The sequence below is a fragment of the Ramlibacter sp. genome (genome assembly GCF_041916345.1).
In the GTDB taxonomy this organism is placed as follows: domain Bacteria; phylum Pseudomonadota; class Gammaproteobacteria; order Burkholderiales; family Burkholderiaceae_C; genus Ramlibacter.
Genome location: NZ_JAYRZR010000105.1, coordinates 1 through 12,408, shown reverse-complemented (window position 1 = coordinate 12,408; position 12,408 = coordinate 1). Strand labels below are relative to the sequence as shown.

14 protein-coding genes are annotated in these 12,408 nt (G+C 72.3%); 6 read left to right on the top strand and 8 right to left on the bottom strand.

Features of this window, described 5'->3' with window-relative positions:
- Positions 1–138 precede the first annotated feature (138 nt).
- Positions 139–1,485, top strand: coding sequence for a hypothetical protein (locus tag ACE3T5_RS19000; protein ID WP_374669676.1), 1,347 nt, complete (start codon positions 139–141; stop codon positions 1,483–1,485).
- 15 nt (positions 1,486–1,500) lie between these two features.
- Here ACE3T5_RS19000 and ACE3T5_RS18995 read toward each other — a convergent pair whose 3' ends face one another.
- A complete protein-coding gene (locus tag ACE3T5_RS18995) occupies positions 1,501–2,232 on the bottom strand; it encodes a 2OG-Fe dioxygenase family protein (RefSeq protein WP_374669675.1) in 732 nt (243 codons plus the stop codon).
- A gap of 97 nt (positions 2,233–2,329) precedes the next feature.
- On the opposite strand from ACE3T5_RS18995, the gene ACE3T5_RS18990 reads away from it, so the two are divergent.
- Positions 2,330–2,851 carry a bacteriohemerythrin gene (locus ACE3T5_RS18990; protein ID WP_374669674.1) on the top strand — a complete coding sequence of 174 codons (522 nt, stop codon included), beginning with the start codon at positions 2,330–2,332 and terminating at the stop codon, positions 2,849–2,851.
- Positions 2,852–2,880: 29 nt separating this feature from the next.
- Here ACE3T5_RS18990 and ACE3T5_RS18985 read toward each other — a convergent pair whose 3' ends face one another.
- Entirely contained in the window at positions 2,881–3,162 is a 282-nt protein-coding gene (locus ACE3T5_RS18985; protein WP_374669673.1) for a DUF427 domain-containing protein, read from the bottom strand.
- A gap of 27 nt (positions 3,163–3,189) precedes the next feature.
- Positions 3,190–4,440 carry an ergothioneine biosynthesis protein EgtB gene (gene egtB / locus ACE3T5_RS18980; protein ID WP_374669672.1) on the bottom strand — a complete coding sequence of 417 codons (1,251 nt, stop codon included), beginning with the start codon at positions 4,438–4,440 and terminating at the stop codon, positions 3,190–3,192.
- 151 nt (positions 4,441–4,591) lie between these two features.
- Here egtB and ACE3T5_RS18975 point away from each other — a divergent pair, with 151 nt between their 5' ends.
- A complete protein-coding gene (locus ACE3T5_RS18975) occupies positions 4,592–4,879 on the top strand; it encodes a cupin domain-containing protein (protein ID WP_374669671.1) in 288 nt (95 codons plus the stop codon).
- Positions 4,880–4,901: 22 nt separating this feature from the next.
- Here ACE3T5_RS18975 and ACE3T5_RS18970 read toward each other — a convergent pair whose 3' ends face one another.
- Entirely contained in the window at positions 4,902–5,924 is a 1,023-nt protein-coding gene (locus ACE3T5_RS18970) for a methionine synthase (RefSeq protein WP_374669670.1), read from the bottom strand.
- A gap of 71 nt (positions 5,925–5,995) precedes the next feature.
- Here ACE3T5_RS18970 and ACE3T5_RS18965 point away from each other — a divergent pair, with 71 nt between their 5' ends.
- Positions 5,996–6,415, top strand: a complete 420-nt coding sequence (locus ACE3T5_RS18965; protein ID WP_374669669.1) for a response regulator — start codon at positions 5,996–5,998, stop codon at positions 6,413–6,415.
- 41 nt (positions 6,416–6,456) lie between these two features.
- Here the strand turns inward: ACE3T5_RS18965 and ACE3T5_RS18960 are convergent, their stop codons facing one another.
- Both ACE3T5_RS18960 and ACE3T5_RS18955 read right to left on the bottom strand, forming a co-directional pair.
- A complete protein-coding gene (locus ACE3T5_RS18960; protein ID WP_374669668.1) occupies positions 6,457–8,832 on the bottom strand; it encodes a response regulator in 2,376 nt (791 codons plus the stop codon).
- Between the two features lie 30 nt (positions 8,833–8,862).
- The gene (locus tag ACE3T5_RS18955) at positions 8,863–9,861 is read right to left on the bottom strand and encodes an LLM class flavin-dependent oxidoreductase (RefSeq protein ID WP_374669667.1); all 999 of its coding nucleotides are present in this window, start codon (positions 9,859–9,861) and stop codon (positions 8,863–8,865) included.
- A 55-nt stretch (positions 9,862–9,916) separates the two neighbouring features.
- On the opposite strand from ACE3T5_RS18955, the gene ACE3T5_RS18950 reads away from it, so the two are divergent.
- Together ACE3T5_RS18950 and ACE3T5_RS18945 are read left to right on the top strand one after the other, a co-directional pair.
- Positions 9,917–11,251, top strand: a complete 1,335-nt coding sequence (locus ACE3T5_RS18950; RefSeq protein ID WP_374669666.1) for an NAD(P)/FAD-dependent oxidoreductase — start codon at positions 9,917–9,919, stop codon at positions 11,249–11,251.
- Between the two features lie 22 nt (positions 11,252–11,273).
- Positions 11,274–11,663 (top strand): DUF488 domain-containing protein, encoded by a 390-nt coding sequence (locus ACE3T5_RS18945; RefSeq protein ID WP_374669665.1) that lies wholly within the window; start codon positions 11,274–11,276, stop codon positions 11,661–11,663.
- 8 nt (positions 11,664–11,671) lie between these two features.
- Here ACE3T5_RS18945 and ACE3T5_RS18940 read toward each other — a convergent pair whose 3' ends face one another.
- Together ACE3T5_RS18940 and ACE3T5_RS18935 are read right to left on the bottom strand one after the other, a co-directional pair.
- On the bottom strand, positions 11,672–11,911 hold the full coding sequence (locus tag ACE3T5_RS18940; RefSeq protein ID WP_374669664.1) for a hypothetical protein: 240 nt from the start codon (positions 11,909–11,911) through the stop codon (positions 11,672–11,674).
- A gap of 92 nt (positions 11,912–12,003) precedes the next feature.
- A partial coding sequence (locus ACE3T5_RS18935) for an enolase C-terminal domain-like protein (protein WP_374669663.1) occupies positions 12,004–12,408 on the bottom strand: 405 nt, incomplete at its 5' end.

Below are 12,408 nucleotides of genomic sequence, written 5' to 3'. Positions count from 1 at the left end.
GGGCCGGCACGAGGGCGCCGCGCGGCTGCTGCAGGCCCTGGTGGCCGCCGGCGCGCCCGTGTGCGAGTTCACCGTCCACCGCGAGAGCCTGGCCGACAGCTACCTGCGCAGCACGCAGGCCCGAGGGGAGGACCGGCCATGAAGCTGAACCCCGAGCTGCGGCGCTACGCCTGGCTGGAGCTGAACCTGCACCGCCTGGTGGTGGTGCCGGTGGTGATCGCGGCGCTGGCCACCCTGCTGCTGCTGGGCGCCACGAAACCCGCCGAGCCGCTCGCCTTCACGGCGCTGGGCCTGTTCATGCTGGCCACCGTCGTGTGGGGCAGCCTGCGCACCATCGCCAGCGTGACCGAGGAGGTGCGCGAGCGCACCTGGGACTTCCAGCGCATGGCGGCCGTGCCGCCGCTGCAGCTGGCGCTGGGCAAGATGCTGGGTGCGCCGCTGCTGTACTGGTACATCGGCTTCTGGGCACTGCTGGTGTACGGGGCGGCGGGCACCGCGGCCGGCCTGCCGGATGTGCCCCTCAATATCCTGCTGGCGGTGGCGCTGGCGCTGCTGCTGCACGCTCTGGGCGTGTCGCTGTCCGCCTTGCTGGCACGCGCCGGCACCGTGCGCAACGCCGGCCGCTGGGGCGGCCTGCTGCTGCTCATCCTCGCGATGTACCTCGTGCCGGCCGCCCTGGTGCTGCTGAACGCGGGCGACAAGGACTTCGCGGGCATCGGCTGGTGGCTGATCGGGCCCATGGGCATGCGGCCCTTCCTGCTGCTGTCACTGCTGGTGTTCGCCGCGTGGGCCGTGCTGGGCGCCTGGCGCGCCATGGCACGCGAACTGCGCGAGCCCGCCTGGTGGTGGGCCTGGCCCGCGTTTGCAGCGTTCACCGGCGTGTGGCTGCTGGGCATCCGCCTGCCCGCCTCGGCGTTCCATGCCGGCCGGCTGGAGGAAGCCCTGGGCCTGGCCGCGCTGGTGCTGGTGGGCGCCGGCTACCTGGGCCTGCTGCTGGATCCCTATGACCCGGTGCGGCGCGCTCGCCTGGCGCGGCTGCGCGCCGACCCGGCGACGCCGTGGCATGGGCGGTGGCCGCACTGGCTGCTGCACGGCGGTCTGGCCGTGGTCGTCGCGGCGCTGGCCACGCTGATCGCTGCGCTACGCGAGCCCGCCTCGCCGGGCGCCAGCCTGCGCTTCGGCCTGCTGGGACCGGTGAGCCTGGCCGCAGCCGCCATGTTCCTGCGCGACGCCGCCATCGTGACCTGCTTCACCCTGGCGGCGCGAACCCGCCGGCCCGTGGGCATGGCCGCCTTCTACCTCGTCCTGGCCAGCACGCTGCTGCCGGGCCTGCTGGGCGCCATGGGCCTGGACGCTGCCATCACGCTGGTCCAGCCCTTCATCGGTTGGTCCATCCACCCTCTGGTGCCGGCGGCCGGCTTCGCCGCGCACCTCGTGATCGCACTGCTGGTGCTGATGCGCTGGCTGCGCCGGCCGGTGGCCTGAGCGCCGGCCCGCCGCTCAATCGCCCTGGAAGCCCCCCGCGCGGCTGGTCAGCACCAGCGTATCGCGATGGCCCGCCAAGCCCTCGGGCTGGATGGGCGTGGACTCGTGGATCACCCGCTCGTCATCCAGCAGCAGCAGGCTCCACGGTTCCATCAGCGTGAAGCGCTGGCCCGCCGGGCCATCGGCCTGGAACACGCGCGTCTCGCCGCCCTTGATGCCTTGCCGCCCGACCAGGAACACCGCCACCAGATCCACGCCATCCCGATGCGCGCCCTCGGGCGTGGGCCGGCCGATGCCGCCCTCGGTGTCGATGCGGAACTGGTGCGCCTCGATGAACCAGGGCCGCGCGCCGCGCAACTCGCTGCTGGTGGCCGCCAGCGCGCGCAGCAGCGCCTGCCAGCCCGGCGCGGCCACCACTTCGGGTTCCACCGGCGCGAACCAGCGCTGCATGCCGCCGTGCAGCGCGTTGTACTCCACCGGCTGCCAGTGCGCGCGGTGCGGCGCCTGGCGCACCGCGGCGCCTTCCACCACGAAGCAGGCGTGGCGGCGGCGCCGGTAGCGGCCGCCGTCCTTCAGGTACTCGTCGGGCGGGAGCGTGTTCCAGGTCTCGTCCAGCGCGTGCAGCGCGTCCAGGCTCGCACCCGACCATTCCGCCACGCCGCGCGGGCTGAGCACGGCGTAGCCCTGCTGGCGCATCAGTGTCGGCAGTTGCTCGGGGTAGGTGTAGGGGGCCGTGGGCTGGGACATGGCGCCGAGCTTAACGCCGCGCGCCGGCAGCGGCCGCCAGGGGCCTTGGCTGACCTGCATCAAAGATTCCTGCGCGTCACGGCCCTAGGCTTCGCCCATGACCGTGACCGCCCCTTCCCTGCCGTGGTCCGACGCACTGGCGCTCGGGCTGGACTTCATGGACCAGACCCATGAGGAATTCGTGGACTTGCTCGCGCGCTGCGAGGCCGCCGCCGACACCGACCTGCCCGCCCTGTGGCGCGAGCTGGTCGCGCACACCGCGGAGCACTTCGCGGCCGAGGACGCCTGGATGCGCGACACCGGCTTCGCCAGCGGCAACTGCCACAGCGTGCAGCACAAGGTGGTGCTGCAGGTGCTTCGCGAGGGCGAGACGCTGGCCGACGCCGGGAATCTGGCACCAGCGCGGCAGATGATCCGTGAGCTGGCCATCTGGTTTCCGCACCACGCGCAGAGCATGGACGCGGGCCTGGCGCTGCACCTGCGCGGCGTGGGCTACGACCCGGCCACCGGCCAGGTGCGCCGGCCCGATGCGCTGCCGGCCGCGCAGATCCACGGCTGCGGCGGTGCGACCTGCTCGCCCACCGAGGCGGCAGCGGAAGCGGCCGAAGCAGCGGCCTGATCCGGCCAGGGCCGGCCTGACGCGGCGCCTCAGGCCTCGACCTTCACGCCCTTCCAGAAAGCCACGCGGTCCCGCACCATCTCGGCCTCGGGCTTGGGGTCGGCGTAGTACCAGACCGCATCCGTGTTGAGCTCGCCGTTGACCAGCAGCGAGTAGTAGCTGGCCTGCCCCTTCCAGGCGCAGGTGGTGCGGTGATTGCTGAAGGTCACGTACTGCCGGTTCAGTGAAGCGGCGGGGAAGTAGTGGTTGCCCTCCACCACGACCGTGTCGTCGCTCTCGGCGATGACGGTGTTGTTCCAGATGGCTTTCATGCGGTCTCCTTGGACAGGGTGCCGGGCTCACAGGTCGCGGGCCAGGCGGACCCCGGTGAACTGCCAGCGCGCCGCCGGCGGGAAGAAGTTGCGATAGGTCGGCCGCGTGTGGCCCTCGGGCGTAGCGAGACTGCCGCCGCGCAGCACGATCTGCCCCACCATGAACTTGCCGTTGTACTCACCCACGGCACCCGACCAGGGCCGATAGCCCGGGTAGGGATCGTAAGCGCTGCGCGTCCATTGCCAGGCATGGCCGGTGAGTTGCGTCAAGCGCGCATCGCTGCTGGCTGCCTCCCATTCGGCCTCGGTTGGAAGGCGTGCGCCGGCCCACTCGGCATAGGCGGCCGCTTCGTAGAAGCTGAGATGACGCACCGGCGCCGACGGATCCAGCGGCCCCACGCCCTGTAGCCCGAAGACCTGCCAGTGATCCGCCGGAGCCCGGGGGTCGCCCGGTGCCAGCCAGTACAGCGGCGCCTGCCAGCCCTGCGCCTGCACCGTGGCCCAGCCTTCGGACAACCAGAGCGAGGGCGTGCGGTAGCCGCCGTCGGCGATGAAGTCCGCGTACTCGCCGCAGGTGACCAGCCGATGGCCGAGTTCGTAGGGTGCCAGCCACACGGTGTGCCGCGGCCCCTCATTGTCGAAGGCGAAGCCATCACCGGCATGGCCGATGGCCACGGCGCCGGCCGGCCCGGGCACCCAGGCCAGGGGCTCGGCCGCCCGATGCCGCTCTGGCGCGGATGCCGAGGCATAGGCCGGCAGCAGCGGGTTGCAGCTGAAGGCGTGCAGGAGGTCCGTGAGCATCAGTTCCTGATGCTGCTGCTCGTGGTGCAGGCTCAGGGTGAGCAAGGGTTCGGCCGCCGTCCAGGCGGATGCCGACGCGTCCTCGATGAACCGCGCCACGGCCGCATCGACATGCCGCCGGAACGCATGCACTTCCTCCAGCGAAGGCCGGGTGAGCAGCCCGCGCTGCGGTCGCGGGTGGCGGCTGCCCAGCGCGTCGTAGTAGGAATTGAAGAGGTGGAAGAAGCGTGCATCGAACGGCCGGTAGCCGGTCGCATGCGGCACCAGCACCACGGCCTCGAAGAACCACGCGGTGTGGGCCAGGTGCCACTTGGTGGGGCTGGCATCGGGCATGGACTGCACGCCCTGGTCTTCGGCGGAGAGGGATGTGGTCAGCTCGGCACTGCGCGCGCGAACCTGCCGGAAGCGCTGCGCCAAGGCGTCCCGCTGGGCAGGAACGGCATCGGCCAGCCGGGCGGCTTCGGAATGGTCGGTCAAGCGGAGGGCTCCCTTCGGCGCGGTGCGCCGCTGCTGAAGTGGTGTCGGCGAACCGGCCGATTCATTACAGCATGGGGGCATGCCGGCCCGGACCGGCCGCGGACGAACGGAGGCGCTAGAGTCCGGTGGAGACTTCACCGGAGCCATTGCCATGTCCACCCCTGCCCTGCCGAGCTTCGACGCCTTCCGCCAGCGCAAGCTGGCCGAGGGCCACGACGAAGTACTGGAGCGCGTGTGGGCGCCGGACACCGAGGTGCCGGACCATACGCATCCGTTCGACGCCGACGCGCTGGTCGTGGCGGGCGAGATGTGGCTGACGGAAGCCGGCGCCACCCGGCGCCTGGTGGCCGGGGACACCTTCGTGCTCGCGCGCGGCACGCAGCATGCCGAGCGGTATGGGGCGGAGGGGGCCACGTACTGGGTGGCTCGGCGGGGCTGAGGCCTGTGGCTCCCGCCGCCGGCTACGCCGCGTAGCGCGCCCGCGCCAGCGCCGCGCCCTGTGCCAGCGCCTCCAGCTTCTTCATCGCCACCTCGCGGTCCATCGGCGCCAGCCCACAGTTGGTGCAGGGGAAGAGGCGCTCGCGCGCCACGAACTGCAGCGCGCGGCCGATGGTCTCGGCCACTTCCTCCGGCGTCTCCACCACGTCGCTCGCGACGTCGATCACACCGACCATCACGTCCTTGCCCTTGAGCAGCGCCATCAGGTCCGGCGGCACGTGGGAGTGGTAGCACTCCAGGCTCACCTGGTCGATGCGGCTGGCGGCAAGCGCGGGGAAGACCTGCTCGTACTGGCGCCACTCCTCGCCTAGCGTCTTCTTCCAGTCCACGTTGGCCTGGATGCCGTAGCCGTAGCAGATGTGCACGGCGGTCGTGCAGGTGAGGCCCTGCGCGGCGCGCTCCAGCGCCCGCACGCCCCACTCGGCGGCCTCCTTCATGTAGACGTTGAAGGCCGGCTCGTCGAACTGGATGATGTCCACGCCGTCGGCCTGCAGCGCCAGCGCTTCCTGGTTCAGCAGTTCGGCGAAGGCGAAGGCCATCTTCACCCGGTCGCCGTAGAAGCGGTCGGCCACCGTGTCCACGATGGTCATGGGCCCGGGCAAGGTGAACTTGAGCTTGCGCTTCGTGTGGGCGCGCGCCAGTTGCGCCTCGAAGGCATGCACCCGGCCCTTGAGCGCGAGCGGCGCCACCACCTGCGGCACCATGGCCTTGTAGCGGTCGTTGCGGATGCCCATCTCCACCTTGTGCTCGAAGTCGATGCCGGCCACCTGCTCCAGGAAGCCGTGCACGAAGTGCTGGCGGGCCTGCTCGCCATCCGTGACGATGTCCAGCCCGGCGTCTTCCTGGGCCTTGATCCACAGCAGCGTGGCGTCGGCCTTGGCTTCGAGCAGCGCGTCGCCCTCGGCGCGCCACTTCGGCCACAGCTTGTGGGTTTCGGCGAGCCAGCCGGGCTTGGGCAGGCTGCCGGCGATGGAGGTGGGGAACATGGTGCGGTCTCCTTGGGAGGGGGCGGGGTCAGACCCGCGCCGGACTTCGCGGCTATCATGCCAGTCTCATCATGACCCCGAAGCTCAGAGCCCTGCCCGACCCCGAGAAGGCCAAGCCCTGCGTGCTGGTCATCGACGACGACGACGCCGTGGCGATGGCCATCGCGGCCCGCCTGGGCCGCGACTTCCACGTGGTGGGCGAAACGGACCCGGCCCAGGCCGTGGAAGCCGCCCTGCGCGAGAACCCGGGCGTGATCCTGTGCGACATCAACATGCCCGGCCTGCAGGGCGACGAGGTCGCGTTCAACCTGTCGGAGCACCCCGGCACGGCCGACATCCCGCTCATCTACCTCAGCTCGCTGGTGGCCCCGAACGAGGAAGCCGAACTCGACGGCCTGTTCGGCGACTACACCGCCATCAGCAAGGGCGCCAGCGCCGACGAGCTGCGCCAGGTGGTGGAACAGGCGCTGGGGCTCTCACCTGGCGACTGAGCGGTAGAAGCGCTCAACCCACGACTGAGCGGCAGAGGCGCTCAACCCACGACCGACCGGCCCGGCCGCGCCGCCGCCGGCCGCAACAGGGCAGCCTCCGCCAGCAGCACCCGCGCCTCCAGCGGCTTCGGCAGGCACCCGTCGGCACCCGCCTCCATCGCGCTGCGCACATGCGCCTCGTCGTCGTGCGCCGAGATCAGCAGCACGCGGCAGGCCGGGCGGCCCGCCTGGGCCTGCGTCTCGCGCAGCAGACGCACCGCCTCGAGGCCGCCCATCACCGGCATCTCCGCATCCATCAGCACGAGATCCGGCCACTGCTGCGCGGCCGCCGCCAGGGCGGCGCGGCCATCCGCCACCGTGCGTACCTCATGCCCGGCCTGGGCCAGCACGCGTTCGGCGATCATGCGCGTCATGGGGTCGTCGTCGGCCACCAGCACCTGCACCGGCGAGGTCGCCACCGGCATCGGCAAGGGCACGGCCTCGACAGCCGCCGGCGAGGAGGCCGCGCGTGGCAGGCTCACCACCAGCGTGGTGCCGGCGCCCGCGCGGGAAGCGAGCTCGACTTCACCGCCCTGCGCGCGCGCCATGAGCCGCGCGGAGTAGGTGCCCAGGCCGGTGCCGCCGACCTTGCCCGCGGTGGCGTACTTCTGGAACATGCGGCCGACCATCCCCTGCGGAATCTCGGTCGGGTTGTGCACCAGCACCCGCAGCGGATCACCCGCCTGCAGCGTCACGCGCACCTCCCCGCCCGCCGGCGTGGCCTCGATGGCATTGCGGACCAGGTTGGCGAGGATCGAGTAGCACAGCGTCTCTTCCGCCCAGGCCAGCATGGCGGCGCCCTCGGCCGCCGGCTCGATGTGCAGCGTGACGCCGGTCGATTCCGCCTGTGCGCCGAGGTCACGCAGCACGCGCTCGGTCACCCCCGCGAGGTCGACCACCTCGGGCCGCAGCTCATAGGTGCCGGCCTCCATTCGGTACAGGCCGAGCGACAGGTTCACCATCTCCAGTGCCCGCAAGGCGGCGTCGCGCACGGCGGTCACCTGCGCCTGCTGATCGGGTGCCAGCCGCTGGTCCTGCGCCATCAGCCGCGTGGCCCCCACGATGCCCGCCAGCGGCGTGCGCAGGTCATGGCGCGAGATGCGGTCCACGTCCTCGCGCAGGCGGGCGCTCTCCTCCAGCGCGCGTGAACGCTCCGCATGGTAGGCGGCCAGGCCGAGCCGGCGCCCCATGATCCACGCGGGCGACAGCAGGAACAGGGCGAAGCCGACCGGCGTGACGGGGCTGCGCGTGGAGGCGGCGTCCAGCATCACCAGGTCGACCGCGAGCGAGACGAGCACCGCCACCAGGCCCAGCAGCAGGATGCGCACCTCGGTGCCGCGACGGCTGCGACGGAACAGGAACCACCCGGCCACCGCCCCCAGCGCGATGGAGATGGCCTGCCCCGCTGCCGCGTAGGCGGAGTAGACGCCGGCCGGTGTCGTGAGCACCAGGATGGCGGCCAGCCCGGACAGCCCCAGCACCGCCGCCACCAGCCGGCGGGGCAGCCGCTCCGGGTACAGGCCGTAGAGCGTGAGCACGAACAGGCTCAGGGCCGCGATGCGCGAGAGGTACTCGATGCGCACCGCCAGCGCCCAGCCGAGCTCGGAGGTCCACAGCCGCAGCAGCAGCCGCTCCCCCGAGATGTCGGTGTACACGATCAGGCAGAGGCACAGCGCCGTGAAGGCCAGCGGCAGCAGCTCACGGCGACGGCCCAGCCAGAAGATGAAGGTGACGAAACCGGTGAGGCCATAGGCGCCCAGCAGCAGCGTTTCGCGCACGATGCGCGCCTCGCGCCAGGCCGCCAGGCTCGGTGTGCTGCCCACCAGGAAGGGGCGCACCAGGCCGCCGGCCCGGTGGTCGTAGTTCGCCACGTGGGCGGTCAGCCGCGCCGGACACTCCACCTGGCGCGTGATGACGTTGCGGTCGTTCACCGCGGCGCGTGTGGAAGCGGCCGTCTCGCCAGGACGGCCCTGCGAGGCGATCAGCTCCCCGTTGGCGTACAGGCGCAGGGACGTGCGCTCCGAGGGCACGAGCAGCGCCAGCCGCTGGCCGGCGGGGCAGTCCACCCGCAGCCGGTAGGTCCCCCAGCCCTCGGGGCCGGGCGGCTTGCCGCTGGCGGGCTGTTCATTCCAGTCCTGCGGGACCCGGATGTAGGGCCCGGGCGGCGCGCCCGCCCATTCAGGCGATTCGAATCGCTGCCAGCTGAAGGCCCATTCGCCGGCCAGGGCCACCGGCTCCGCGGGCACCGACGGCAGCACGGGCAGGCGCAACACGCCCTGCCTCGCCTCAGGCGCGCCGCGGCCGCCCGGCGTGCCGGAGCAGCCCGCGAGCAGCATGCCCGCGAGCGCCAGCAGCCAGATGAGGATGCGCCTGCCCATCACGCCAGTGTAGGCCGGCGCGGCGAGGTGTCAGGACGCCGCGGCCAGCAGTTCGTACGAGCGCCGCTGCGCCGCCGGATCCCAGGTCCAGGTGATGACCACCACCTCGCTCACCTGCAGCTCCTCCGCCAGGGCGCGCAGGCGGCGCATCACCTGTTCGCCGGTGCCCACCATCACACGGCGTCGCAGCGCCTCGCGGTGCGCCTCTTCATGCGGCGCCAGCGGCCGGGCGGCCTGCTCGGGCGGCAGCAACGGGCCGAAGCGGCCCAGGTTGCGGTCCAGCCGGGCGCGCTCGCGGCTGGCGAACAGGCGCCAGGCCTCCTCTTCCGTGTCGGCCGCCAGCGCCCACACGCACACCGCGGGCTCCGGCGCGGCGACCCAGCCGGGCCGGAAGGTGTGCCGGTACAGATCGATCGCCTCCGCGCAGCCCTCGCCGTCGGTGATGAAGTGCGCGAAGGCGTAGGGCATGCCCAGGTGCGCGGCCAGCTGCGCGCCATAGCCGGAGCTGCCCAGCATCCACAGCTGCGGGGCGGTGGCGGATTGCGGCAGCGCCTGGATGCCGCGCGCCGGATGATCCTCAGGCCAGGGCTGGCCGTTGACCCAGGCGTGCAGCTCCAGCACCTGCTGCGGAAAGCGCTCGGAGGAACGCGGGTCCGGGTTCAGCAGCAGGGCCGTACGCTGGTCACTGCCCGGCGCGCGACCCACGCCCAGGTCGATGCGGCCGGGTGCCAGCGCATCGAGCACACGGAACTGCTCGGCCACCTTGTAGGGCGAATAGTGCGGCAGCATCACGCCGGCACTGCCGATGCGGATGCGGCGGGTGCGCGCGGCGATGGTGGCCATCAGCACCTCGGGCGCGGTGCCCACGATGGTGGGCAGGCTGTGGTGCTCGCTGACCCAGAACCGGTGGTAGCCGAGCGCCTCGCAGTGTTCGGCCAGCGCCACGGTGGCGCGGATGGATTCGTCATGGGAACGGCCGGCGCGGGCCACCGACTGGTCCAGCACCGAGAGTCGCAGCTTGGAGGACATGGCCGCATTCTGGCCCGCGCGGGCCCATCGTGCCGGGCTGCGGATAATCGCCGCCATGCCCGAACCCCAAGCCCAGGCCGCGAGGCCGCGCGTGCTGATCGTCGGCTGCGGCTTCGGCGGCCTGGAGGCCGCCCGCGCGCTGCGCCACGCCGAGGTGGACGTGACCCTGGTGGACCGCGCCAACCACCACCTGTTCCAGCCCCTGCTCTACCAGGTGGCCACCGCCGGCCTCTCGGCGCCGGCCATCGCCGCGCCAGTGCGCTACCTGTTCCGCCGCCAGCGCAACGTCACCACCCTGATGGGTGAGGTGACGGGCATCGATGCCGCCCAGCGCGTGGCGCAGCTGGCCGATGGCGGCCGCCTGCCCTACGACCACCTGATCGTGGCAGCCGGCGCCACGCACTCCTACTTCGGCCGGGACGAGTGGGCCGCGCACGCGCCGGGCCTGAAGACCCTGGACGACGCCTTCGAGATCCGCCGGCGCATCCTGGGCGCGTTCGAGGCCGCGGAGTGCGAGGAAGACGAGGCGCGTCGCGCGGCCTGGCTCACCTTCGTCGTGATCGGCGGCGGGCCGACCGGGGTGGAGATGGCCGGCACGCTGGCCGAGATCGCACGGCACACGCTGCCCGGCGAGTTCCGCCGCATCGACCCGGCCAGCGCCCGCATCGTGCTGCTGGAAGGCACGTCGCGCGTGCTGCAGGCGATGCCGGAGACGCTGAGCGAGAGCGCACGGGCGCAGTTGCAGCGGCTGGGTGTGGAGGTGCGCACCGGCGCGCGCGTCACGGCCATCGACGCGCAAGGGCTGGATGTGCAGCCGGCCGATGGCGAGGCCTATCGCCTGGCGAGCCGCTGTGTGGTGTGGGCCGCCGGGGTGGCCGCCTCGCCGCTGGGCCGCCAGCTCGCGGCGGCGACCGGTGCCGAGGTGGACCGTGCCGGGCGCGTGATCGTTCAGCCCGACCTCAGCCTGCCCGGCCACCCGGAGATCAGCGTCATCGGTGATCTGGCCGCCGCGCAGAGCCATGCGCCCGGCCAGCCGCCGAAGCCGGTGCCCGGCGTGTCACCGGGCGCCAAGCAGATGGGCCGCGTGGCCGCCGCCAACATCCTGCGGCGCCTGCGCGGCGAGCCGGCACAGGCCTTCCGCTACCGCGACTACGGCAACCTCGCCACCATCGGCCGCCACTCGGCGGTGGTGGACCTGGCCACGCCGGCCGGGCCGGTGCGCTTCAGCGGCCTGCTGGCCTGGCAGTTCTGGCTGTTCGCGCACATCTGGTTCCTGATCGGCTTTCGCAACCGCCTGGTGGTGCTGATCGACTGGGCCTGGGCGTACTGGAGCTTCGACCGCTATGCGCGCGTGGTGGCACCGGGGCGTGCGCAGCCCCCCACGCGCTAGTCACACCCCACGGAGAACCACCATGCCCGTTCGAATCGTCCGACTCGGTTCACCTCGCGCCCCGGGCGAGGGGCTTCGCATTGGCACGGTGCGCAGGCCGCCGCGCGGTGTGCCCAAGGTCGATTTCGCGCGGCTGGACTACTACGACGTGTGGCTGCCCAACCTGGCCCCCAGCGCCGAGCTGATGGCCGAAGGCAAGGCGGCGCAGGACGACAAGGCCTGGGCCGCCTTCAGCCGCCGCTATGCCGCGGAAATGGCGCAACCGGATGCCGCGCGCCTGCTGGACACGCTGGCGGCGCTGTCGCATCACGGCGCGTTCTCGGTGGGCTGCTATTGCGAGGACGAGTCACGCTGCCATCGCAGCCTGCTGCGCGGCCTGCTTGCGCAGCGCGGGGCCGCGATCACCGGCTAGCGGGCGCCTCAGAGCCCCAGCATCTTCTTCGCTTCGCCCAGGTCCTTCATCGACTCGGTGTGCTTGCCGGCCTTGTGATGGTCTTCGCCGCTCTTGCGCAGGGCCATCACCTTGTCCATGTTCTCCTTCGACATCTGCGGCTTGGTCGCCAGCTTGGCGTCGATGGCCTTCATCTCGTTCGGGCAGTTGTGGGCCCAGGCCGAAGCGCCGAAGGCCAGGCCGAGTGCGAGGATGAGCGGTGCACGCATGACGGACTCCTTGAGTGGATGAGGCCGCTACGGTAGCGCAGGCCGCGCCGGATGGCGGCGTTGGCCCTGCCCCGCCCAGGGCCATGCACGCCTCAGGCGGTGGGCTGCCGGTACCGCGCCCAGGCTTCGGGCGTGGGCGTGGTGCCCGCGCCGGGCTCGGCGGGCCGGCGGAAGAAGCCCTCCACCACCTCGGCCGGCTCGGTGAAGCAGTCCTTGATCCAGGGGATGTACTCCAGCACCTGGCAGGCCGGGTGCGCATAGCTCAGGTGCACATGCACCTGGCTCATGTCGCCGGCATGCGGCGCCACCGGCAGGCGATACGCGTGCGCCGTCTCGCACACGCGCCACACCTCGGTGACGCCGGCCATGCGCGTCACGTCCGGCTGCACCCAGTGGATGGCGCCCTGGTGGAAGAACTCGCCGAACGCATCCTGCGTGTAGAGCTGCTCGCCCCCCCCCCCCCGCCCCGGGGTGGCGCGGGCGAGCGCGGCGTGGGC